The following is an 18,465-nucleotide window of genomic DNA, read 5'->3' as shown; positions in this document are numbered from 1 at the left end:
CGCCTACTCATCGTGATTCTCCTGTCGTTCAGAAATTCCCATACAGCGATCTCGAACGGGCTTCCAGCGCGCATAGCCGGCGTCGAACGCGGCTACCTTCCGCTCCTGTGGCGCGCCGCCCTGATCGAGCCATGTGTGGCATGCGAGGCATGCCGGAAGCGTGAATTCGTTTTTCGCCTTCAGCCCCATGCCCTTCCCGTGCTTGCCCTGGTTCGAATGCGCGGGAACAACGGTCGGATCAGGCCAGTCCGTCCACGGGCACATCACGTTGAGGTAGCAGGGCTGGCCAGCGCATGCGGCGAGATATTTCCCGCCCTCCGCCACCGTCGGCTTGCGGATCCGGCGCTTGATCGCAGCGCGGTGCTTCAGCGTCGACGCCGGCGCGAGCGAGCTGAATGGCGATTTCGGTTTCTTCGCGAAGCCCGTGCGGGCCATCGGCGTTTTGCGTTCGAGCGGCTTCGAGCGCTTCAGCATGCCCAGCCCTCGCTCGTGAGTCGCATGTGGTCGACGCCATCCGGGAATACCGGAAATGGAACCTTGCGGTTGAAATGAGACGGCACGCTGAGTTGAACCGCGCCGCCATCCCGACGCGGCCAGCCTTCCGGTGCTTCGATCCAGCCCGGCAGCCGCGCATATGCGAGATACGCGGTCGCGCGAGCGCGCCGCCGGGCGCGATGGCGCATCCATGGGCCGCTCGAGCGCATCCGGATCAGCTCCGTAACGTCCAGATCGACCACGCACGGCGTCCGGCTGCGTTGCGGCATGCCGTAGACCGTGAATTCCGGCGGGATGATGAACGTCAGGCGCATTGCTGCCGGCGCTCCATGAATTCGACGAGCTCGGCCGCCATGAAGATCGGCAATGACAGCGTGAGCGCGATGTGATGCTCGAGACGCGCGCCCTTCGATTGCTCCCAGCCTGCCAGCATCGCAATACCGTCGCAGGTCACCAGCTCGCGGATGTCTTTCTTCATGCATTCGCGCCAGGGCATCGACATGTCGGCGTTGATCTCGGCTGGATTGACCACTTCGAAGCCGAGCGCGCGCAGGCGCTTCGCCTCTGCGCGGAAGACCGGGAAGTTCAGTTCCGGATAACCCGTCATCGGGCCGGCGAGGTAGAGTCGCATGCGCGCAGCCCCCGGTCAGTTGCCCGTGACTTCGTCGGCGTCGGCCGGCGAGAAGTCGACATACACCTCGGCGCCGAGGCGGAACTGGCTTGCCGCATCGTCGTTCACGGTGCTCAGCGCGATTCGGCCGGTCGGAGTGGCTGCATAGAACCGTTCGTTCTCTGCCGAGCCCGAAATCACCGGCTCCAATTCGATATCGTGAATCGAGCCCTTCTGTTTGTCCCAATGTTCACGCTGGCTCAGCCGCGTCACCTTGAACTTCGCTCGTACCTTCGTCATGTCCTGCTCCTGGTTGAGGTTGTCACCAGCTGCGGCCGGTGAGATCTTCGACGCGCCAGCCATGGCGGCCGTCACGTTGAATCGCGATGAATCGATACGGGTATTGGTCGGCAGCGATCTTCGTCTTCGCGCGCGCCTTGTCCGTCCATCGGCCCTTGACCTCGTGGTATTCGGTCTGGCCGGCGGCGCTGATCACCGTGAAATCGGGGGTGTAGAACGTGTTATCGGCGAGACGCAGCTTGTGCGCCTCGAATCGGAACCAAAGGATCTCGCCGGCATGCAAGCGCGCCGCCAGCACGGCGGCATAGGCGGCTTCCGTCTTGTTCATGCGCCCAGTCGGCAGGCGGCCGAGCTGCTGCATGCGCTCGACCGGCGACGGCACGGCCGATGCAATCGCGACCGGCGCCGTGCGCGCGCCGCCGACCGATGCGCCAAGAACGCGAGCGGTGCCGATTCGGCCGTCGGAGATCGCGCTCTCGGGCAGGCGAATGGTTCCCTTGCTCACGATTGCGTCCTGAGGCCAGGTTGCAGGTGATGAACGGCGCCGATCGCCTGATTCGCTGCCGGATATCCGGAAAGATCAACGATGACGTTCATTGATATTTGAGCTGCGTTGAACCAGTCGCCAAAATTCACGCGGCACCAGTGCCCGAGCGCATATGCCTCGAGCTCTGTTTCGGGCGTGACTTGAAGCGCGCCGCCAGCGAGGATCGTCGCCTTCATGCGATCACCTCGTCGCTGATGTCGTCGGTCACTGGCACCCCGCCGATCCGGCGCAGCATCGAATCAGGCATGAACACGGGGTGTCCAAGCTGCGACATAATCGCCGCATTCTTCACGAGCCAGCCAGGCCCCCAATCGGGGTGCCCGGTCCCGGCATCAACAACTTCGACGATTTGGCCGTTCACGGTCGGAACGGGATTGCTGTGCACGACTGCGAGATCACCGGGTTTGACGTTCATGCGGCACCTTCGGGTTCGCTATTCCACAAAGCGGCGATCGCGTCCGATGCTTCTTGGATCGAGTCGCAGCCGTACTGCATCGTCAGCGTCACTTCGCAGTCCGTGCAGTCAATGCTCGCGCTCCACGAATCGAACTCGACCTGATCGACGCGAGGCTCGGCCGGCGTACCGCCGCAGAATTTGCAGGGCCCGAGATTCACGCCGCACCTCGCTCGAGCTGCGTATGTAGTGCGGCAATCGATTTCGGCCCCATGTAGACCGTGTCGCCGCCGACCTGGTAGACCCGGCTCTCGGTGCCGAAGAATTCGAACATCCAGGCGTTTAGGTCGGCGACGAACTCGGCCGGCATCAGCTCGGCGAAGCGCGGGGACACCGTCATCTTCGGCATGTCGTCGAGATTCGGGTCTTCGATGATTCGGAGGCCGCCGAACACGTGTGCGGGATTGATCATGATGCGTAGTCGTCCGTGGGGAGGAGCTCTTCGCCGAGCTGCGCGCGAACCCATTCGTAGAACCGCTGGGATCCGGATTTCTCGGCGTGCTTGAGAACGAAATCGATCCACGGCCCGCGGCCGCTCGCTTTCGCGACCAGAACGCGGTAGCTGGGGGTCGGCTCGTCGGCGTGGCGCCCGCGGAAACCGATCATCGCGGCGTGGGCCTCGACGGCGTCTGCCGACGACCACCACTCGGCGTCAGCGGCTTGCGCAGCGGCCTCGGATTCGGTCGGCGGCAGCGGGTCTTGCCACCGGCGTTGGTTCAGGTACGTGAGCGGCGCCGGCTCGTATCCGTCGCGCCACGGCTGCGTCAGCTTCATGGCCAGCGTGTGCGCCACGATCAGCTCGACATGCTCGTCGAGGCCAGCGCGCCGCCAGCGCTTCTCGCATTCAGCCTTTGCAACGCGGCGTGGCGTGTGGGGCCATGCGTCCCACCAGCGCTCGAAGGGGTTGAGCTTTCCTTCGCCTTTCACAGAAACGCTCGTCGGCGGCGCAGCCGGCGACAAGGGGGTAAGGGGGTTCTTCTCTGCTGTAGTCTCTGTAGTAGTCTTTCCTTCGTTAACGAAAGCGGGAATCGCCGCTTCGGGAACGCTAGGTTTCCGCGTTCCCGAATCATTGTTTCCCGCTTCCGCCAACGCGACTTTCTCGCTTTCCCGAACGCTAGATTCCTGCTTTCCCGAACGCGACTTTCTCGCGTTCGGGAAAGCGACTTTCTCGCGTTCGGAATCGTCTGCCCCTTCCGGGTTGCGTGCGCGCTCCTCCATCAGGCGTTCGAGGACGTCCAGATCGAGCTTGTAGAACATCTTGTGCTCGAGGCGGATGTGCTGCTCAGACAGCACGCCTCGGGCCTTCAGAGCCTTGCGCGCGGTCTCCTGCTCGGCGCGCGACATGCCCGTCTCGCCGCGCAGCTCTTCGACGGTCTTATGCACGCCGCGATCGTCCGGCGTACGCTTCGACCAGTAGTACAGTTGGCAGAACAACACCGCCGCGTTCACGCCGCCCAGAGGACCAGCGAGCGCCGGGTAGTAGGCTACCGGGTGGCCGACGTTTTCGAGGAATTCCGAGAGCTTCATCGCGTGACGCCTCGCCACACGAAATCGCCCTTGTCCTCGACGATGGCCGGCTCATCTGCCTTGCACGCGCACTCGAGACCGACCAGGTTGTCGGCTATGGGACGCCAGAAATTGCGCACTAGGCCGTTCGGCACGTGGTTGTCCTCCTCCGCCTCGAGCAGATCGAACGCAGACAGGACGAACATTGCGTTCGCGCTCGTGCACCGCGCAGTGCCTTCCAGCGTCTGAAGGCTGATGCTGATGTGGTACTCCGGACCCTTGCTCACGCCGCCTTCCGGCGCCGCGACCTCGACTGCGCTGATCACGAAAAGGTGCGATGCGCGATGGAACCAGCACTCGCCCTCAAAGCCGAGCGTCGTTTCCGGCGATGCCGGTCCCATAAACTTCCACCCATCCGCCTTCGGGCGCCGGGGCTTGATGACTGACTCGATCACTTGAGCGGCCCCACGGTAATGCGGTAGCGCGGACCGTTGTCGCCGTCGATCAGCTCGAGGCGGCCGGCTTCAATGAGCAGCGTCAGTTGGTCGCGCACGCCGCTGTCGGACAGGCCGCACATGTACGCAAGTTTGCGCACCGTAGGTGCGCATTCGCCGGTCGATTGCTTTGCGAGGTGCGCGAGCGCCAGCAATACGATCTTCTGGTTCGAGCGCAGCTCGACGTCCCAGGCTTGATTCGAAAGGTGGAACGACATCAGGCAGCCTCCTCGATCGTCATCTGCCGGTGGTCGACCGTCTGGACCGGCTCGGAGACGCCGCCGAGCACCCAGCGCAACGCTTCGGCGCGCTCGCCGCGGCTCTGCTCCAGTTCCCTGATGATCTCGGCCTTCGACTTCATCCGCGGCCCAGCTGAAAGCACCGCGCGCTGCGCGCGGGCGCGCGCGTGGCCGGCCTTCCCTTCCGCCGCGGCGATCAGCTGGCGAACCTTCGCGCGCTGCTCATCGGGCTTCATCTTCGACAGCCGAATCGCTGCCGTGACGGTGATCTGGTCCGCTTCGAGCGCGTTGCGCACGTCGGCACAGCACTCGAGCAGCCGCAGTTGCTGCTTCACGGTTTGCGGATCGACACCGAAGTGGATCGCGATCGTTTCCTCGTCGCTACCAAGGTCCTGCATGCGCTGCATCTTCTCGGCGCGGTTGATCGGCGAATCCTGGCGCCGAATCTCGTTCGCGGACGCCATCATCCCGGCGAGGCCGGTCTTGTCAGCGCGCTTCGGGAGCGCCGGCACGAGGATCGGCTCCTTCCCGAGCTCGTGCAGGCGCCGGTTCGCCTCGCGGGCGTTGATCACGCGCCGCCGGCCGTCGACCACGTTCACGTCGCCCGTCTCGGGATCCTTGTGGATCAGGATCGTTTCCAGCACGCCGAGCGCCATGATGTTGCGCACGGTCGGCTCGTCGGGCGGCAGGTGCACGCGGCGGTCGTACAGCGGGTGAGCCGGATCTAGGATCAACACCAGGTCTTCGGGATCGAAATACAGCACGTTGCTCTTGCCGCGCGCGCCGTATGCGTCGATGGAATTCTTTGCCATTGCGTCTCCTACGCGGCCGCTTGCAGCGGCGAAAGGGTTTCAGTCGATTCGGATTGGTATCGGGCGACGAGCGCGTCGTGCTGCTCTTGCGTCATGTCGCGTGTCCAGAAATCCGGATGGCCTGGCAGACGGTCGCTGCCATCCTTGCGGTGCTGACAGTAGAAGCTGCTCATGCGATGCGGGAACGGGTAGCCGCCGCAGTCGCAGCGTGTCGCGCCGGCATTGCGCCGCATCATCCATTGGTCGATCCGCCAATTCCGCTCGCCGCAGTCGCATTGCGGATAAGCCGCTTGCTCGAGCACGTCGGGCTTGTCGAGCAGCACTTTGCGTCGATCACAGTGGCGGCAGCGGCAATGGAACCGGGCCATGTCACGCGTACAGAATGAGGAAAACGGACAGGAAGCCGACGAAGGCTGCGACGAGCTGGAGCCTGATATGCCGACGAGCCGGAAAGAACGCGCACAGCATCAACGCGCACGCACTCGCCTGCAGCACGATGTCCATGAACGATTTCACGTGAAACATTAGGACTCCTCCTCGCCAAGTGTCCCAATCTGTCCCTGCTTCGGCCGCCGCTCGAACTCGATCACGATCGGGTGCAAAGCCCCGTAGGCGCTGCGGAGCACGTGAATCCCGAGAAATTCGGGGGTGGACACGCCCTGCTCTGCTGCCTTCGTCGCGAGGTCCGCGGCTTCGGCCAGCGGCAGGAGGATCGGCTGTTCCACCGAGTCGCTCGTCATGCACGCACCCGCGGGCCGATCTGTCCCACGTCGGCACTGACGCCGACGAGCCGCGCGGGCAAAGTGCCAACAACGCCAAGCAGCAACAGGCGCGTGATGCGTGCGAGTGCAGCCGCGTCGGAGTCGATGCCATGCAGAGCCTTGAACGTCTGCATCGCGTCGTACTCCTCGTCGGTCAGCCTGGTTTTCACTTCGTTCTTGTACTCGGCACGTTTGGACATGACGATCACCTTGATTGCTAGAAAAATGCGAAAAACTGCCCTGCTTTTATTGACGTCCCGCGCCGCCGACGAGCGGCATGGCCGGAACGACTCCCTGAGCAACAGCAACTGCGAACTGCGCCAGCTCGGGCGCAGCGAAAATGTCGACGCGGACGTCAAAGCGGATCGGTTCGCCGACCTTCACTTCTTTGCCGCTAGCCGTGCGAATCGAATACAGGCCATCGCGAACGCACCCGCCGTCGAACACGAAAGCAAACACGTCGTCCACGAGCTCCGGCCAACGGCCAATCGCGTCGGTCAGATCGTCGATCACGTGCTGAAGCTTCCGCAGTTCCATCCCGCTTCCCTCAATCTGGTGAGCGCCTTCGGTCATGTCAGAATCGGGTTTCCATACGCACGACCCATCGACAACCGAGGCACTCATGGACGAACACGACAACGAACGGCGCTTCGGCGCAATCGAGCAAACGCTGACGGAGCTGATCGAACGCTTCAATTCGGACAGAACGTGGCTGGTCGCTCGGCTCGATTCAATCGAAGGACAATTGCTCGCATTGCAAGCGGCGACACGCGCGCTCATACATGCCTCTCCCGATCCGGAGAACGCGGTTCGATGCGTCGGCGCAGAAATCGAACGGCTTTCCGTAACCACGCTGCACAGCGCGAACTCCGATGCGTTTCTTCTCGCGATCGAAACTGCAAAGCAGCTCGTTCTTCGGAAGCCGCCCACGGCGGGAGAGTGATCCCGCGCCCTCGGAATTCTTCGATTTCACGACCGCGCTGGATCACCGCTTCTCGCCAATCCAAACCCGCAGCACTCTCGGCGCGTAGCGTTGCCAACCCCGAATCCTCGGCCGGCGTCGCTCTGGTGCCTTCAGCGTTCGCGATTCGGATAGTCTCGCCGCGTTCAGCCAGCACGCTCTCGATCTCGGCTCGGAGCGCGGTGCGCAGTCTCTCGGCCGTCGCCGCGCTGAAGCGCAACGTTTCCTCGTCAGGCGGAGCGACGAATGCCTTCCACGCAACCATCAGCCGTTGCTGTTCCGGATCGAGTGCACCGTGCGCCATCTCAACGTCCATCCTTCGAATAAAAAATCCCGACCATCAGGCCGGGAGAAGCCTCGCGTTACGGGGCGGTCACGCGGGACGTGTTCGTTTCGCCATCCCGATCAGCTGTATCACCATCAGGTGTTGGGTCCGAATCAGTACTCATGGGCTGAAGCAAAGCGGCCTTCGACACGAACTTCCCGGTGATCTTTTCGATCGCCGAGGAATAGTCCGTTTCACCAGTCCATTCGGTCCGGGGTAAACGTCCCTTCGCGACCCACTTCTTGACGGCCTGGTAGGTGACGGGCTTCTTCAGCTCGGCATTGAGGGCCGTCGTGAACGCTGTCAGGCCGCCAAGCTTCGCGATAGCAGATTCGATGAGGTTCATGGCGGTGATTTTAGAACCGAAAGTTACCTCTGGCAAGAACTGATTGTTCTCTGGCCGCGAAAGACAATAGAACCTATGGTTACCGACGATGAACGCCAGGCTTTCTCCGAGCGCCTGAACAAGGTGCTCGATGAGCGCAAGACGCCGCCTAAGGGCGCCGGGCGTCAGATCGCTCTCGCGAACGAATGGGGCGTCAGCCAGAAAGGCGCAAGGAAGTGGCTCGAGGGCGAAGCCATCCCCGAGTTGACGCGCCTCATTTCAATGGCTACCAAATATGCGGTGAGCTTCGAATGGCTCGCTACCGGGCGCGATCCAGCGACACTTCAGCCGGCGGCCCATCCCATCACAACCGTGTCCCCATCGGCAGGAGCCCCGATTTCTGAAGATGTGAATTTCCCTAATTCCGGGGGAAAGGCGGTCGCGCTAAAACGTGAGGACGATTTCAATGTCAGCGAAATGAAGCATTCGATCATTTCCGAAATTGAAAATAGGAATCTTTCTCATGAATTGCTGCACGCCGTCCGGCTCATGATTGATATTGAGACGAGAAGTCGCGCCGGGAAAGATGTAGACCTTCACTTTGAATCGGCTGACCGGGGCGATGAGCAGCAGGCCACGAGACGCGGGACACGACGGCGCGCAGGTAATTGATCTCTCGAAGTATCGACGGGGTCGACGGCCTATTACGGGTCCTCCGAGAGGAGGCGTTTATCCGGCTGCCGGTGACCCACGGGCATACGTTTATATAACGCTCGAATTCGACGGGCGTGTCTCCTATGGCGTAAAACGTGCAAATGTTTCGAATGCGCTCACTCTGCTTCGTCCCTTGCTTCATCTTGGAAGCGAGCTTCTTAGAATATATTTAGGCCGATAAAATACGAGAACGCTTAATCCGGGGATTGGTATGGCAATGACGGTTTGCAAGGAAATGTAGATCAACAATTAGCGATCAAGCCGCCGCATGCGTCCACTCCGGCGCGCCGCTGCCAAAATGAAGAAAGGCCTCTGAAGGGTAGCTCCCCCTAGCCGCCCAAGACCGATCCAACAACCCCGCGCCGCGGGGTTTTTTTTCGCCTGCACGCCGCCCTTCCGGATAGGTTCGCCAAAAAAGGTAACTCTCGGTTCTTGACACAAGGTAACCGATAGTTCTATTCTTGGTTCTGAGCAGTCAGTCGCACGGCACTGCAACCAACTTTGAAGGGCGCTATGGATCCGCTTTCCCTCCTCATCGGTTTCCTGCTCGGCGTCGCAGCAGCAACGCTCGTGGCGATTGGGATCGCCCGGTTCCGCGCCGCCGTCGAGCAGCTCGAGCGCGACGAACACTGGTTTCACGACTGACCAACGCAACACGAAGGGGAACGACGATGACCTACAAAATCCTGCGCGCCGACTTCAGCGTCTGGAAGCACGTGATGTATCTGCCAATGGCGCAGGCCATCGCGGCGCGCGACATCGATGCCGTCAATCCGGTGCTGTTTGTCGTTCCGGTCGTCGCCTAACAACCGCTCCCGCTACTGCGGGCAATCACACCACACCGAGGATCGACCATGAACACGACGAACCAACCGACGGCTGAATCCCTGATCACCTGGAAGCGTGCGAAGCGCGATTCGCGTGCCCATCGCCTGGCGCGCACAGCGTTTCGGATCGCCCGCAACGTGCTCGCCATCCTCGGCGTGTGCTTCGTGTACCTGGTCGTGCTCGGCTACTTCCAGTATCAGGACCAGGCGGCGCAATACGAGGTCCAGTGCGCGGTTTCGCGCTGCATGTGAGTCCGACATGCGCCCGACCCCGACCCGCCTGCCTGACGACGTGCTCGCCCCCGCGTGCTCAACGCTCGGTGCCGGGTCGCCGGAAAAGGCGCTTTCGAACCCCGCACTGCGAGCCGCGATTCAAGCAGCTGTGCGTGCACAACTGCACCCGAACCCGAAGGTCCGCGACGTGACGTTCAAGCCCGCCGCACGACCCGTTCGACCCGCAACTGATGCCGATCGCGATTTCGACATCAAGCGGCGCGCCGCGAACGATCGCGACGAGGACTGACATGAAGCGGCAGGCACGTGGGCGACGCGGCTCGGTGCCGTCGCACCCGAATCTTTGGCAAGTCATGGCGGACCTTCAGGAGGGGAACGTCTCCCTCCGCGAAGCGTATCGGACCGCTAGGGCACTCCAGCGCGCTGCAAGGCGCACCAACCGCAGCAGATGAGGTAACCGAAATGAAGATCGTCTACGTATTCAATGACCGCCGCCCGACCGACCCGAGCCATCCCATCGTCGCGCCGTCGGAAGACGGGATCGTAATCGGCGTCACCCACTTCGACGACTGGACCCTTCCCTTCGCCCGCTTCGCTATGCAGGTCGACAGCGAGTGCGATGCGCCGGGCAGCGATGTCTTCCTGATCGCGCAGACGCGTGCCGATACGCAGCAACAGATGGACGAGCGGTTCGGTGCCGGCCAGTGGTCGGCTGTATGGCTCGACAACCCGGCGAGCGACCCGGGCTGGCTGAAGGCGCTGAGCCTGCTGCGCGCCGAGCAGGAACGTCAGATCGCGCAGCAACGCCGTGTGATGGACGTGATCACGGACACGGTCATCAATTGGCTTCCGACGGCCGAAGAAATCGAAACGATCGTCGCGCCGGAATCGTCCCCGACGCGCGCGCTGCACTGATCGGGGGCCAGCCATGGAAATCGCAGACATCGCTCGCCGGGCCGGCCTCGCCGTGACCCTCGACGCACGTATCGGGCGCGAGGAATACCGGAGCGCCACCGGCTCGCTCGAGGCGCTGAAACGCTTCGCGCTCGCTTACGTGGTCGCTCCGAGCAACACGGCCGAGCTCGTCGAGCGTCTGCGAAACCGTGCCGCGCTCCAGATCGACGCGCACGACAGCGAAATCATGCTCGAAGCCGCACGCGTGCTTTCACAACATCGCCTCGGACAGACCGGTGCTGCGGCCGGCACCGATGGTGCCGAACCTGTCGCCGCAGACAACCAAGGCTGAGCGAATCATGCGTGACCTGATCGAAAAGTACCTGTCGACCGTCGTCAACTCGACTGCCAAGAAGATCTCGCTGAATATCGGCATGCCGCAGCTCGATGTCGCGCACGCGTTGAACAAGATGCATGCCGACGGGCTCGTCGAGCGCGAGAAGCGGCCTGGTGGTGGGAACGAATACACCTACTGGCTATCGACCGCCAAATCTGAACCGGCCGTCCAAGGCAAGTCCGATCCGGCCGTCGATGACGCCGCCGCAGGCGCAGCCGCACCAGCTGTCAGCGAATCGCGGCCGGCCAGCATTCCTACTCTAGCGCCTGGCGAAAAGGTACGTGAAGTGGCGCCCGACAGCGCGATGGCCGCTCTTTCCGAGCGCGTCCGCTCCCTGCTCGAAATCCTTGACCTGCCCCCGACGATGACGATCGCGATCGAAGTCGCACGCGAGCGCGCCGCGGCGGCAGCCAACAGGAAAGACGAACTGGCAGCGCTCCGTAACGAGATCGCGGCACTGAAGGACCTGAACGAGCGCCTCAAGGCGAACAACGCACAGCTGGAGCAGCGCATCGACTCGCTGAGCGGTGACGTTCGGCCCGTCGGGTCGCTATTCGTCACCATCGGCCGCGACGCGAAACCCATGCGCCACGCAACCATCGAGAAAGCCCAGAAGCGCGGTCGCTCCCTGGTGAGCGGCAATCGCGAAACCGAAATACTCGTTCTTGAACCGATCGGTCGGATCGTTCGCGGCGCCGAGTGGCGCCCGCGCGGGCAATAACCGATTGCCGGTAGTAGCCGCGCCGCCTTTTACCTCGGAGGGCGGCGTTTTTCAGGGGGTGGCCAGGACGGCACCCTTCTTTCTCAGGAGAAGTCATGCAGATCCAACGTCCTCCCCTCGCTGATGGCGAGATCTACCTGTGCGGCATCGTCGATGCCAACGGCGATATCGAACATACCGTTCTTCTTCCTGGCGAAAACGGACACGCACCGTGGAAAGACCAGTTGGAATGGGCGAAATCGCGCGGTGGCGATCTGCCGAACCGGGTGGAGCTCGTGATCCTGTATGAGAAGCACCGCGATCAGTTCGAGAAGGCTGCGTACTGGTCGAACACGCCCGACGACGACCCCGAATACGCCGGCTGGGCCTGGTATCAGCACTTCGACGACGGCTACCAGCACGGCAGCCGTCAGGGCACCAAGCTGCGCGCTCGGGCCGTCCGCAGATTCAAAAATTGATTCATTCATCCATTTCAATCGGAGCATCGCATGACGACCACGCTCGCGGCTATCGAGGCCGCACAGTCGAAGCTCGCTGACGATCACGCCCGCATCAACGCGATGATCGACGAGCTGAAAAAGCAGCCTCGCGCGACCGAGTATCGAGTCGACGCAGTCACGATCCCGCTCGCGGCCGGTGAACGCTGCGCCGGTGCAATCCTCAACGAGGACGGCGCACTGAGCCACTACCTGATCCTGCTGCCCGGCGAAGCCGAAAGTGTGACATGGGACAAGGCGCGCGAGTGGGCTGAACAGCAGGACGGCGAACTCCCCACGCGTCGCGAACAGTCGCTGCTCTTCACGAACCTGAAGGGTGAGTTCGAATCGGCCTGGTACTGGTCCGGAGAAGAGGCTGAAGAGTCCGGCTGGGCCTGGTATCAGACCTTCGACGGCGGCACCCAGAGCTACTACCGACAGACCAGCAAGCTGCGCGCTCGGGCCGTCCGCAGATTCATTCCTTCAGTAATTTGACCATTTAGACCATCGTGGCCCTGCACACCCAACTGCCAATTTACCGCACCGCTGAAGGTCTGCTGGATGTCGTGACGGACGTCGTCACGAACATGCAGCGGGACTTCAAACGGTCGGTCGGCGAGAAGATCAGCGCCGAGTGCATCGAGATCATCGTGCTGGTATATCGCGCGAATGTGGCGGCCGACAAGTCGCCTCACCTCGGCGATCTCATCGAGCGCCTGCAGGTGATCAATCTGCTGCTGCGCCTCGGCTTCAACAAGCGCAAGGTCGACAAGGGCGCATACGCGCGCGCGGTCGAGCTGACGACGAGTATCGGGAAGCAGGCAAACGCATGGAAGAAGTCCGCAGGTAATCGCCCGCTCCAGGGAGGTCACGGCTTCCATGGCTGAGCGATCTTTCAATCTGGTCGTGCCGCTGCCCCACAAGGGCACCGCCATGCGCAATGAGGAAACGCGCCGCCAGCGTGCGGCGACGTCCAGCGCAGTTTCTCGGCTGAGCAATCGGCAGAGCGACGTAGATAGCACGATTTTTCCGGCTGGGCCTGGTATCAGAACTTCAACAACGGCAACCAGAACAACAACCAACAGAACAACAAGCTGCGCGCTCGGGCCGTCCGCAGATTGGAATGAGAGTTTCACCTTCGCCGAGCTCGTCGAGGCATACCTCGACTGCCGGCGAACTAAACGCAATAGCCCCGCAGCCCTTGCGTTCGAAGCGGATCTCGAACACAACCTGCGCGAGCTGCACGACGAGTTGACCGAGGGCACCTACCGTCCTGGCCGCTCGATCTGCTTCGTCATCACGCGACCGAAGCCGCGCGAGGTATGGGCAGCCGAGTTCCGCGACCGTGTCGTGCACCACCTGCTGTACAACCGCATCGGCCCGCGCTTCGAGCGCTCGTTCATCGTCGACACGTTCGCGTGCATCAAGGAACGGGGAACGCTGCGCGCCGCCGAAAGGCTCGAATCGAAGATCCGTTCGATTACGCAGAACTGGTCGCGGCCGACGTATTACCTAAAGTGCGACCTCGCGAACTTCTTCGTCAGCATCGACAAGCCGACCCTGCTCGAGCTGCTCCTCGCGAAGATCCGCGAACCCTTCTGGCGCGCGCTGACGGAAACGGTGCTCATGCACGATCCGCGGGGCGACTTCGTCTATCGCGGCGATCCGGATCTGCTCGATCGCGTGCCACCCCACAAGCGCTTGGTCGAGCAGCCGGCTCACCTCGGGTTGCCGATCGGCAATCTGTCGAGCCAGTTCTTCGCGAACGTCTATCTCGACGTGCTCGACCAGCATGCGAAGCACCAGCTGCGCGCGCGGCACTACGTTCGCTACGTCGACGACTTCGTGTTCCTGGACGAATCTCCGGCGCGACTGAACGAGATCCTCGCTGATGTGACGGCATTCCTGCCGGCCCGGCTCGGCGCGCGGATCAACCCACGCAAGACCATCCTGCAGCCGATTGACCGCGGCGTCGACTTCGTTGGCCAGGTCATCAAGCCTTGGCGTCGAGAGACGCGGAAGCGAACGCGCAATGAAGCACTGCGTCGTGTGGCAGGAGCGCCCACGCGCGACCTGATGCCGGTCGCCAACTCATATTTCGGCCTGCTGCGTCAGGCAACCGCCAGTCACCACGATCGCGCTCGGCTGGCCAATCTTCTCCGGTCACTCGGCAAAGCCATCGATCGGGATCTTACGAAGACTTTCTGAGGACGATGCCATGACCATCGGAAATTGCAACGCCGAAGCGCCTATAGGCGAAATGAATATTGAGGAAGCTGAGAAGTATGTTCGGGAAGCATTGCATAGGCTGGAACAGCCCAGCCAGAACGCACGCGGTTTCGATATTCAAATTGGAGGCGTCTACTGGCGTCTTGCCAAGGTTCTGAGGCTATACGCTGCCCCGAAACTTGATGTCGCAGAAGGCAGTGACCACGCGAACTTCATCCGAAGAACTCACGGTGTAGTGGTTGTAGGCGCGAGCGACACCTCCACCGATCAGCCCGCAGCCGCGCCGGCGCCGATCTATCAGATCCTCACTGAGGATGGCGCGTGGCTCGACACGACGCCGGAGTACTACAAGCGAGTCAAGAGCGATCCAGCGCTCGCGCGCGTTGTCTACGCTGCCCCGCCGCCTCCCGCGCAGGCAGACGCTCGGGAGGGGCTGACTGACGACCGCCGTGACGCCATCGACTACGCGATCCAAGTGCTTCAGCAAGTCGAGGCCGGTGACGGCACATTCGTCGGCCAGTGCGCCGATGCGATTGCCGGGCTCGAAAGCGTTCTCGCCGCCCATCCGGGCCAGCCGGAGCCTCATCCGAAGTGCCACGGTTGTCCCATCAACCCGACCTGCCCGTCGACCACGTGCGGCGTGCCGCAGCCGGAGCCGAGCGCCGAGGTGACTCTGTTCGCGAGTGGTGACGAACGCGACGAGTTCCTGCGTGCTTGCCAAGACTTCGACGATGACGGCGAAACCTGCGTCGACTATGGCCTGTTGATGAAGTGGGCCGGAGAGGGGTTACTTGAATGCGACCACTTCACCATTACGAAGAAAGGCCGCGCCGCCATCGATGCTGCACGCGCAGGAGACAGGCATGTCGAATAGCAATGTCACCTCCAGCGCTCGCTCTACGATCATGGATGCCTGTCAGAGCATTTCGCGCAGCGCCGATGCGCTGAAGAGTTGCCACACCGTCGACGGTGACTGGGGCGACGATCTGGACGCGAAGGCATTCTATGAAGCCGAACTGCGACTGCTTGAACGTCTTACCGGGCTGCTCGACCGTTCTGGCCGCCAGCAACTATCCGCATCCGTTCAGGTGCCGTGTCCGGTCTGCGGTGGCGAAGCCATTGGCCATATCGACATGCTCGAGCGCGTCACGATCGCGCCGCCGTCCCGCGCCGAGGTGACGTATGAGCAGCCGAGCCTCACGAATTCGCTCACACCCTACGGCATGCTCGTTCGTGCGCTGCGGATCGTCGCACAGACGTCGCTGTACGACATGGGACAAGCCTTGCTGCTGTCTCCCGCAAAGCTGTCCGCGATGGAGTTCGGCCGCGCGCCCGTGACGCCTGAAATCGTGCGCGAGGTCGGCACGTACTTCGAAAGCCTAGGCATCCACAACATGCGGCCGGCGCTTCAGTTCGCCATCGACGCCGCTCGCACCGGAAACCAATCATGAGCCAGAAACCGAATTGCGATTGCCTTAACGATTGCGGAGACGATCGAAACGTCGAGAACGGTGCTGCCGAACCGTGCGGCTTCTTCAAGATGCGTAAAGCGCGCGACGAAGCGCGCGAGGCTGCGCTCCGCGCACGTAACGCAGCCGTGCGAACCCTTGAAGCTGTGGGTTACACATACGTGGATGGCGCTGAGCAATGGAAGCCTCCGCTCGGGAAACCGCCGGCGTGGGTGGCGCATGACACGCAGGCGGTGCGGGACGTCATTGCGGAGCGTCGCCGACAAGTCGACAAGGAAGGCTGGACGCCCGATCATGACGACAAATATCGGGACCACGAATTGTCATGCGCGGCAGGCTGCTATGCGATGTACACGCTCGCATTCCCTGCCGGAGATCCGCCGCCGGCATGGCCATGGGCGGCCGCCTGGTGGAAGCCGACGACTCTTCGCCGAAATCTCGTTAAAGCCGGCGCGCTAATCCTCGCCGCGATCGAGCGTATCGACCGCGCCGAATCCATCGAAGGGGACGACCATGCAAACGGCTGAAGTGAAAGCTGCGCTGCGTGCGCGGTTCTGCTCGCCCGAGTGGGCGCTTTTCTTCGAAGTGGCCGATGCGACCGGCGCGCGCCACAACCGCTGGGCCGACGCGGTCGCGATGAACCTGTGGCCGTCGCGCGGCCTCGCGATCCACGGGATGGAGGTGAAGGTCAGCCGCTCGGACTGGCTGCGCGAGCTGAAGGACCCGTCGAAGTCGGCGCCGGTCCAGCGCTACTGCGACCACTGGTGGATCGTCGCGCCGGCCGGCGTGCTGAAGGACGGTGAGCTGCCGCCGACGTGGGGCCACTACGAGGTGAAGCCGGGCGGCACGCTGCGCGAACTGGTCGCCGCGCCGAAGCTTGAATCGGAGGCGGTAACGCGGCAGTTCGTCGCCGCACTGATGCGCCGCGCGAGCGCGGCCGACGAGGGAATCGTGGCGGCCGCCGTCGGCGCCGAGATCGCGCGGCTGCGCGAAGGCGACGAGAAGCGCATCAAGCGCGAAGTCGAGCACCGAACTGGAGAACTCGAAGACCTGCGGAAGCAGATCGCCGACATCGAGCGCATCAGCGGCGTGGAAATTCGTCGTTGGTCGAACAGCGAGGAAATCGGCCGCGCAGTGAAGGCGGTGCTCGCCTGCGGCGCGATGCGCTCGTACGGTGGCATCGCAGCGCTCCGGAAGAACGCTGAATCGATCCTTGCACACTGCGACGAGGCGCTCGCCCTATTCCCCGGTGCCGATGCTGACGACGAAATCGACAGCGATCCGGTAGGAGCAACGCAATGACCGTCTACGTCGATGACATGTATCGCCACCCGATCGGCGAATTCAAAACGGCAAGTGGCCGCATCTACAAGATGTCGCACCTCATTGCGGACACGACCGGCGAGCTACTCGCCATGGTCCGCACGATCGACGTCAATCCGAAGTGGATCCAGCACCGCGGTACGCGCGACGAGCACTTCGACATCGCGATCAGCAAGCGCGCCGCCGCGATCGCCGCCGGCGCCGTCCCGATCACCCTCGATCAGTGCAGCGCGATGAACAAACGTCGCAAGGTCACCGGCTCGCTCGGCTCGCCCGATGACGCGGTCGAGTGGCTGAAGCAGTTCATCGCCGACCGTCACGCAGCTCGTGCAGCTGCTGCACCGACCGACAACCTCCCGGAGTCCCAGTCATGAGCAGAAGTGGATATAGCGACGATTGCGAGAACGTTGAACTGTGGCGCGGGGCTGTCATGCGCGCGATTCGCGGTAAGCGCGGACAGGCGCTGCTCCGGGATCTCGCCGCAGCGCTCGACGCAATGCCGGAAAAACGCTTGATCACCAATGAGCTGCAGGCTGCAGACGGTGATTTCTGCACGCTGGGGGTCCTCGGGCAAGTTCGCGGACTCGATCTCAAGAGCATCGATCCGGAGGACAGAGAAGCAGTCGCCGCGGCCTTCAATATCGCCCCCGCTCTCGCCGCAGAGGTCGTTTTCGAAAACGACGAGAACGGCTATCGCTGGGATCACGTCCTCGGGAAAACCGTTTTCGAGACGCCCGAAGAGCGCTGGACGCGCATGCGCCAATGGGTTGCAGCCAACCTCATCGAACCTGCCGAGGTGATGTCTTGAACGAAGCACCGAAACGCGCCGTCCGGTTCGAGGCTGTCATCCAGGCCGACACGCCCCAGCACTTGGCGAACGCCCTCACCGACATGGCCGCGCTCATCGCCGCCGGCGAAATGCCCGAGCGCTCCATCGGCGGTGGCGTCTTCTCCAGCCACCACTGCACGCTGGTCGTCTCCGACCATCCGACGCACGACGAGTATGTCGTGCAGCTGCAGGACTATCTGCGGAGCACCCGATGACCTATACCGTCGCAACGCTTGCCTTGTCGGCATCCGCGTTCCAGGAAATTGCGGGCAAACTGCGCGCCGCCGGCTACAGCCACCTTTTCATGCTGGATGGAACCATAGACATGACGGGTATCGGCATCGCTACCGAACCGCCTCGAGCCGCGCCGCAACCCTATGAATGGCGCGATACCGGCGCGTTGGAAAGCGGAGACATGTGATGAAGGAACGACCAATCCTCTTCAGTAGCCCGATGGTGCGCGCGATCCTCGAAGGCCGGAAAACGCAGACGCGTCGCGTTATCCGGTTGCCGCACAACAACC

General features: G+C 62.6%; 40 protein-coding genes. 21 read left to right on the top strand and 19 right to left on the bottom strand.

Annotated elements, in window-relative coordinates:
• Positions 1-3 precede the first annotated feature (3 nt).
• From H0X90_RS21710 to H0X90_RS21630, 18 genes are all read right to left on the bottom strand, one after another.
• Positions 4-471, bottom strand: coding sequence for a hypothetical protein (locus H0X90_RS21710; RefSeq protein ID WP_196438230.1), 468 nt, complete (start codon positions 469-471; stop codon positions 4-6).
• On the bottom strand, positions 468-737 hold the full coding sequence (locus tag H0X90_RS21705; protein ID WP_196438193.1) for a hypothetical protein: 270 nt from the start codon (positions 735-737) through the stop codon (positions 468-470). Before H0X90_RS21705 ends, H0X90_RS21710 begins: the two co-directional genes overlap by 4 nt.
• A 62-nt stretch (positions 738-799) precedes the next feature.
• Positions 800-1,126: a DUF4406 domain-containing protein gene (locus H0X90_RS21700; RefSeq protein ID WP_196438192.1), complete on the bottom strand. Its 327-nt coding sequence runs from the start codon at positions 1,124-1,126 to the stop codon at positions 800-802.
• Between the two features lie 15 nt (positions 1,127-1,141).
• On the bottom strand, positions 1,142-1,405 hold the full coding sequence (locus H0X90_RS21695) for a hypothetical protein (protein WP_196438191.1): 264 nt from the start codon (positions 1,403-1,405) through the stop codon (positions 1,142-1,144).
• A 22-nt stretch (positions 1,406-1,427) separates the two neighbouring features.
• The gene (locus H0X90_RS21690) at positions 1,428-1,910 is read right to left on the bottom strand and encodes a hypothetical protein (RefSeq protein WP_330165463.1); all 483 of its coding nucleotides are present in this window, start codon (positions 1,908-1,910) and stop codon (positions 1,428-1,430) included.
• On the bottom strand, positions 1,907-2,128 hold the full coding sequence (locus H0X90_RS21685; protein ID WP_196438190.1) for a hypothetical protein: 222 nt from the start codon (positions 2,126-2,128) through the stop codon (positions 1,907-1,909). Before H0X90_RS21685 ends, H0X90_RS21690 begins: the two co-directional genes overlap by 4 nt.
• Positions 2,125-2,367 (bottom strand): hypothetical protein, encoded by a 243-nt coding sequence (locus tag H0X90_RS21680; protein ID WP_174429532.1) that lies wholly within the window; start codon positions 2,365-2,367, stop codon positions 2,125-2,127. Before H0X90_RS21680 ends, H0X90_RS21685 begins: the two co-directional genes overlap by 4 nt.
• Positions 2,364-2,567 (bottom strand): Lar family restriction alleviation protein, encoded by a 204-nt coding sequence (locus H0X90_RS21675; protein ID WP_196438189.1) that lies wholly within the window; start codon positions 2,565-2,567, stop codon positions 2,364-2,366. The genes H0X90_RS21680 and H0X90_RS21675 overlap by 4 nt, the downstream gene beginning before the upstream one ends.
• Positions 2,564-2,818: a hypothetical protein gene (locus tag H0X90_RS21670; protein WP_196438188.1), complete on the bottom strand. Its 255-nt coding sequence runs from the start codon at positions 2,816-2,818 to the stop codon at positions 2,564-2,566. Before H0X90_RS21670 ends, H0X90_RS21675 begins: the two co-directional genes overlap by 4 nt.
• Entirely contained in the window at positions 2,815-3,933 is a 1,119-nt protein-coding gene (locus tag H0X90_RS21665; RefSeq protein WP_196438187.1) for a hypothetical protein, read from the bottom strand. Before H0X90_RS21665 ends, H0X90_RS21670 begins: the two co-directional genes overlap by 4 nt.
• The gene (locus H0X90_RS21660; protein WP_196438186.1) at positions 3,930-4,313 is read right to left on the bottom strand and encodes a hypothetical protein; all 384 of its coding nucleotides are present in this window, start codon (positions 4,311-4,313) and stop codon (positions 3,930-3,932) included. Before H0X90_RS21660 ends, H0X90_RS21665 begins: the two co-directional genes overlap by 4 nt.
• A 50-nt stretch (positions 4,314-4,363) precedes the next feature.
• On the bottom strand, positions 4,364-4,624 hold the full coding sequence (locus tag H0X90_RS21655; protein ID WP_196438185.1) for a helix-turn-helix domain-containing protein: 261 nt from the start codon (positions 4,622-4,624) through the stop codon (positions 4,364-4,366).
• Positions 4,624-5,457: a hypothetical protein gene (locus H0X90_RS21650; protein ID WP_196438184.1), complete on the bottom strand. Its 834-nt coding sequence runs from the start codon at positions 5,455-5,457 to the stop codon at positions 4,624-4,626. The genes H0X90_RS21655 and H0X90_RS21650 overlap by 1 nt, the downstream gene beginning before the upstream one ends.
• A gap of 8 nt (positions 5,458-5,465) precedes the next feature.
• On the bottom strand, positions 5,466-5,780 hold the full coding sequence (locus tag H0X90_RS21645) for a hypothetical protein (RefSeq protein WP_330165462.1): 315 nt from the start codon (positions 5,778-5,780) through the stop codon (positions 5,466-5,468).
• A 46-nt stretch (positions 5,781-5,826) separates the two neighbouring features.
• Complete coding sequence (locus H0X90_RS36060) at positions 5,827-5,961, bottom strand: hypothetical protein (protein ID WP_269061660.1); 135 nt, start codon at positions 5,959-5,961, stop codon at positions 5,827-5,829.
• 20 nt (positions 5,962-5,981) lie between these two features.
• A complete protein-coding gene (locus H0X90_RS21640) occupies positions 5,982-6,182 on the bottom strand; it encodes a hypothetical protein (protein ID WP_226147174.1) in 201 nt (66 codons plus the stop codon).
• A gap of 11 nt (positions 6,183-6,193) precedes the next feature.
• Positions 6,194-6,418 (bottom strand): hypothetical protein, encoded by a 225-nt coding sequence (locus H0X90_RS21635; RefSeq protein WP_089491029.1) that lies wholly within the window; start codon positions 6,416-6,418, stop codon positions 6,194-6,196.
• A gap of 46 nt (positions 6,419-6,464) precedes the next feature.
• On the bottom strand, positions 6,465-6,791 hold the full coding sequence (locus tag H0X90_RS21630; protein ID WP_196438181.1) for a hypothetical protein: 327 nt from the start codon (positions 6,789-6,791) through the stop codon (positions 6,465-6,467).
• Positions 6,792-6,840: 49 nt separating this feature from the next.
• Here H0X90_RS21630 and H0X90_RS21625 point away from each other — a divergent pair, with 49 nt between their 5' ends.
• Positions 6,841-7,161, top strand: coding sequence for a hypothetical protein (locus H0X90_RS21625; protein ID WP_196438180.1), 321 nt, complete (start codon positions 6,841-6,843; stop codon positions 7,159-7,161).
• A 380-nt stretch (positions 7,162-7,541) separates the two neighbouring features.
• Here the strand turns inward: H0X90_RS21625 and H0X90_RS21620 are convergent, their stop codons facing one another.
• A complete protein-coding gene (locus tag H0X90_RS21620) occupies positions 7,542-7,850 on the bottom strand; it encodes a hypothetical protein (protein ID WP_196438179.1) in 309 nt (102 codons plus the stop codon).
• Positions 7,851-7,925: 75 nt separating this feature from the next.
• On the opposite strand from H0X90_RS21620, the gene H0X90_RS21615 reads away from it, so the two are divergent.
• The 20 genes from H0X90_RS21615 (at position 7,926) to H0X90_RS21530 (ending at position 18,363) form a co-directional block, all read left to right on the top strand.
• Positions 7,926-8,501, top strand: a complete 576-nt coding sequence (locus H0X90_RS21615) for a helix-turn-helix transcriptional regulator (protein ID WP_196438178.1) — start codon at positions 7,926-7,928, stop codon at positions 8,499-8,501.
• A gap of 555 nt (positions 8,502-9,056) precedes the next feature.
• On the top strand, positions 9,057-9,188 hold the full coding sequence (locus H0X90_RS36055; protein WP_269061659.1) for a hypothetical protein: 132 nt from the start codon (positions 9,057-9,059) through the stop codon (positions 9,186-9,188).
• A gap of 26 nt (positions 9,189-9,214) precedes the next feature.
• A complete protein-coding gene (locus H0X90_RS36050) occupies positions 9,215-9,349 on the top strand; it encodes a hypothetical protein (protein ID WP_269061658.1) in 135 nt (44 codons plus the stop codon).
• A gap of 48 nt (positions 9,350-9,397) precedes the next feature.
• Complete coding sequence (locus H0X90_RS21610; RefSeq protein WP_196438177.1) at positions 9,398-9,622, top strand: hypothetical protein; 225 nt, start codon at positions 9,398-9,400, stop codon at positions 9,620-9,622.
• A 7-nt stretch (positions 9,623-9,629) separates the two neighbouring features.
• Positions 9,630-9,893, top strand: a complete 264-nt coding sequence (locus H0X90_RS21605; protein ID WP_196438176.1) for a hypothetical protein — start codon at positions 9,630-9,632, stop codon at positions 9,891-9,893.
• Between the two features lie 173 nt (positions 9,894-10,066).
• The gene (locus H0X90_RS21600; RefSeq protein WP_196438175.1) at positions 10,067-10,519 is read left to right on the top strand and encodes a hypothetical protein; all 453 of its coding nucleotides are present in this window, start codon (positions 10,067-10,069) and stop codon (positions 10,517-10,519) included.
• Positions 10,520-10,532: 13 nt separating this feature from the next.
• Positions 10,533-10,850 (top strand): hypothetical protein, encoded by a 318-nt coding sequence (locus H0X90_RS21595; RefSeq protein ID WP_196438233.1) that lies wholly within the window; start codon positions 10,533-10,535, stop codon positions 10,848-10,850.
• Between the two features lie 7 nt (positions 10,851-10,857).
• Positions 10,858-11,616, top strand: a complete 759-nt coding sequence (locus tag H0X90_RS21590) for a 1-pyrroline-5-carboxylate dehydrogenase (RefSeq protein ID WP_196438174.1) — start codon at positions 10,858-10,860, stop codon at positions 11,614-11,616.
• Between the two features lie 95 nt (positions 11,617-11,711).
• Entirely contained in the window at positions 11,712-12,074 is a 363-nt protein-coding gene (locus H0X90_RS21585; protein ID WP_196438173.1) for a DUF1566 domain-containing protein, read from the top strand.
• Positions 12,075-12,104: 30 nt separating this feature from the next.
• Complete coding sequence (locus H0X90_RS21580) at positions 12,105-12,587, top strand: DUF1566 domain-containing protein (RefSeq protein ID WP_196438172.1); 483 nt, start codon at positions 12,105-12,107, stop codon at positions 12,585-12,587.
• Positions 12,588-12,601: 14 nt separating this feature from the next.
• Positions 12,602-12,979, top strand: a complete 378-nt coding sequence (locus H0X90_RS21575) for a four helix bundle protein (protein WP_196438171.1) — start codon at positions 12,602-12,604, stop codon at positions 12,977-12,979.
• Between the two features lie 343 nt (positions 12,980-13,322).
• Complete coding sequence (locus tag H0X90_RS21570) at positions 13,323-14,300, top strand: RNA-directed DNA polymerase (RefSeq protein WP_230877564.1); 978 nt, start codon at positions 13,323-13,325, stop codon at positions 14,298-14,300.
• A 10-nt stretch (positions 14,301-14,310) separates the two neighbouring features.
• A complete protein-coding gene (locus H0X90_RS21565) occupies positions 14,311-15,195 on the top strand; it encodes a hypothetical protein (RefSeq protein ID WP_196438232.1) in 885 nt (294 codons plus the stop codon).
• Positions 15,185-15,772 carry a hypothetical protein gene (locus H0X90_RS21560; RefSeq protein WP_196438231.1) on the top strand — a complete coding sequence of 196 codons (588 nt, stop codon included), beginning with the start codon at positions 15,185-15,187 and terminating at the stop codon, positions 15,770-15,772. Before H0X90_RS21565 ends, H0X90_RS21560 begins: the two co-directional genes overlap by 11 nt.
• Positions 15,769-16,317: a hypothetical protein gene (locus tag H0X90_RS35785; RefSeq protein ID WP_230877561.1), complete on the top strand. Its 549-nt coding sequence runs from the start codon at positions 15,769-15,771 to the stop codon at positions 16,315-16,317. The genes H0X90_RS21560 and H0X90_RS35785 overlap by 4 nt, the downstream gene beginning before the upstream one ends.
• On the top strand, positions 16,304-17,092 hold the full coding sequence (locus tag H0X90_RS21550; protein WP_196438170.1) for a hypothetical protein: 789 nt from the start codon (positions 16,304-16,306) through the stop codon (positions 17,090-17,092). Before H0X90_RS35785 ends, H0X90_RS21550 begins: the two co-directional genes overlap by 14 nt.
• On the top strand, positions 17,089-17,487 hold the full coding sequence (locus H0X90_RS21545; RefSeq protein WP_196438169.1) for a DUF4031 domain-containing protein: 399 nt from the start codon (positions 17,089-17,091) through the stop codon (positions 17,485-17,487). The genes H0X90_RS21550 and H0X90_RS21545 overlap by 4 nt, the downstream gene beginning before the upstream one ends.
• Positions 17,484-17,921 carry a hypothetical protein gene (locus tag H0X90_RS21540; protein WP_196438168.1) on the top strand — a complete coding sequence of 146 codons (438 nt, stop codon included), beginning with the start codon at positions 17,484-17,486 and terminating at the stop codon, positions 17,919-17,921. Before H0X90_RS21545 ends, H0X90_RS21540 begins: the two co-directional genes overlap by 4 nt.
• Entirely contained in the window at positions 17,918-18,157 is a 240-nt protein-coding gene (locus H0X90_RS21535) for a hypothetical protein (protein WP_196438167.1), read from the top strand. Before H0X90_RS21540 ends, H0X90_RS21535 begins: the two co-directional genes overlap by 4 nt.
• Positions 18,154-18,363, top strand: coding sequence for a hypothetical protein (locus H0X90_RS21530; protein WP_196438166.1), 210 nt, complete (start codon positions 18,154-18,156; stop codon positions 18,361-18,363). The genes H0X90_RS21535 and H0X90_RS21530 overlap by 4 nt, the downstream gene beginning before the upstream one ends.
• Positions 18,364-18,465 lie beyond the last annotated feature (102 nt).

Source organism: Burkholderia sp. 9775_39, from assembly GCF_015712225.1.
In the GTDB taxonomy this organism is placed as follows: Bacteria; Pseudomonadota; Gammaproteobacteria; order Burkholderiales; family Burkholderiaceae; genus Burkholderia; species Burkholderia cenocepacia.
Note: the sequence above shows the minus strand (reverse complement) of the source record. Positions and strands in the feature narration are given on the sequence as shown.

Excerpts from the sequence above, each read along its gene's own strand:
- H0X90_RS21700 (WP_196438192.1), bottom strand. The coding sequence starts at position 1,126 with ATGCGACTCTACCTCGCCGGCCCGATGACGGGTTATCCGGAACTGAAC.
- H0X90_RS21695 (WP_196438191.1), bottom strand. The coding sequence starts at position 1,405 with ATGACGAAGGTACGAGCGAAGTTCAAGGTGACGCGGCTGAGCCAGCGT.
- H0X90_RS21685 (WP_196438190.1), bottom strand. The coding sequence starts at position 2,128 with ATGAAGGCGACGATCCTCGCTGGCGGCGCGCTTCAAGTCACGCCCGAA.
- H0X90_RS21680 (WP_174429532.1), bottom strand. The coding sequence starts at position 2,367 with ATGAACGTCAAACCCGGTGATCTCGCAGTCGTGCACAGCAATCCCGTT.
- H0X90_RS21670 (WP_196438188.1), bottom strand. The coding sequence starts at position 2,818 with ATGATCAATCCCGCACACGTGTTCGGCGGCCTCCGAATCATCGAAGAC.
- H0X90_RS21665 (WP_196438187.1), bottom strand. The coding sequence starts at position 3,933 with ATGAAGCTCTCGGAATTCCTCGAAAACGTCGGCCACCCGGTAGCCTAC.
- H0X90_RS21660 (WP_196438186.1), bottom strand. The coding sequence starts at position 4,313 with ATGGGACCGGCATCGCCGGAAACGACGCTCGGCTTTGAGGGCGAGTGC.
- H0X90_RS21655 (WP_196438185.1), bottom strand. The coding sequence starts at position 4,624 with ATGTCGTTCCACCTTTCGAATCAAGCCTGGGACGTCGAGCTGCGCTCG.
- H0X90_RS21650 (WP_196438184.1), bottom strand. The coding sequence starts at position 5,457 with ATGGCAAAGAATTCCATCGACGCATACGGCGCGCGCGGCAAGAGCAAC.
- H0X90_RS36060 (WP_269061660.1), bottom strand. The coding sequence starts at position 5,961 with ATGGACATCGTGCTGCAGGCGAGTGCGTGCGCGTTGATGCTGTGCGCG.
- H0X90_RS21635 (WP_089491029.1), bottom strand. The coding sequence starts at position 6,418 with ATGTCCAAACGTGCCGAGTACAAGAACGAAGTGAAAACCAGGCTGACC.
- H0X90_RS21630 (WP_196438181.1), bottom strand. The coding sequence starts at position 6,791 with ATGACCGAAGGCGCTCACCAGATTGAGGGAAGCGGGATGGAACTGCGG.
- H0X90_RS21625 (WP_196438180.1), top strand. The coding sequence starts at position 6,841 with ATGGACGAACACGACAACGAACGGCGCTTCGGCGCAATCGAGCAAACG.
- H0X90_RS21620 (WP_196438179.1), bottom strand. The coding sequence starts at position 7,850 with ATGAACCTCATCGAATCTGCTATCGCGAAGCTTGGCGGCCTGACAGCG.
- H0X90_RS21615 (WP_196438178.1), top strand. The coding sequence starts at position 7,926 with ATGGTTACCGACGATGAACGCCAGGCTTTCTCCGAGCGCCTGAACAAG.
- H0X90_RS36055 (WP_269061659.1), top strand. The coding sequence starts at position 9,057 with ATGGATCCGCTTTCCCTCCTCATCGGTTTCCTGCTCGGCGTCGCAGCA.
- H0X90_RS36050 (WP_269061658.1), top strand. The coding sequence starts at position 9,215 with ATGACCTACAAAATCCTGCGCGCCGACTTCAGCGTCTGGAAGCACGTG.
- H0X90_RS21610 (WP_196438177.1), top strand. The coding sequence starts at position 9,398 with ATGAACACGACGAACCAACCGACGGCTGAATCCCTGATCACCTGGAAG.
- H0X90_RS21605 (WP_196438176.1), top strand. The coding sequence starts at position 9,630 with ATGCGCCCGACCCCGACCCGCCTGCCTGACGACGTGCTCGCCCCCGCG.
- H0X90_RS21600 (WP_196438175.1), top strand. The coding sequence starts at position 10,067 with ATGAAGATCGTCTACGTATTCAATGACCGCCGCCCGACCGACCCGAGC.
- H0X90_RS21595 (WP_196438233.1), top strand. The coding sequence starts at position 10,533 with ATGGAAATCGCAGACATCGCTCGCCGGGCCGGCCTCGCCGTGACCCTC.
- H0X90_RS21590 (WP_196438174.1), top strand. The coding sequence starts at position 10,858 with ATGCGTGACCTGATCGAAAAGTACCTGTCGACCGTCGTCAACTCGACT.
- H0X90_RS21585 (WP_196438173.1), top strand. The coding sequence starts at position 11,712 with ATGCAGATCCAACGTCCTCCCCTCGCTGATGGCGAGATCTACCTGTGC.
- H0X90_RS21580 (WP_196438172.1), top strand. The coding sequence starts at position 12,105 with ATGACGACCACGCTCGCGGCTATCGAGGCCGCACAGTCGAAGCTCGCT.
- H0X90_RS21565 (WP_196438232.1), top strand. The coding sequence starts at position 14,311 with ATGACCATCGGAAATTGCAACGCCGAAGCGCCTATAGGCGAAATGAAT.
- H0X90_RS21560 (WP_196438231.1), top strand. The coding sequence starts at position 15,185 with ATGTCGAATAGCAATGTCACCTCCAGCGCTCGCTCTACGATCATGGAT.
- H0X90_RS35785 (WP_230877561.1), top strand. The coding sequence starts at position 15,769 with ATGAGCCAGAAACCGAATTGCGATTGCCTTAACGATTGCGGAGACGAT.
- H0X90_RS21550 (WP_196438170.1), top strand. The coding sequence starts at position 16,304 with ATGCAAACGGCTGAAGTGAAAGCTGCGCTGCGTGCGCGGTTCTGCTCG.
- H0X90_RS21545 (WP_196438169.1), top strand. The coding sequence starts at position 17,089 with ATGACCGTCTACGTCGATGACATGTATCGCCACCCGATCGGCGAATTC.
- H0X90_RS21540 (WP_196438168.1), top strand. The coding sequence starts at position 17,484 with ATGAGCAGAAGTGGATATAGCGACGATTGCGAGAACGTTGAACTGTGG.
- H0X90_RS21530 (WP_196438166.1), top strand. The coding sequence starts at position 18,154 with ATGACCTATACCGTCGCAACGCTTGCCTTGTCGGCATCCGCGTTCCAG.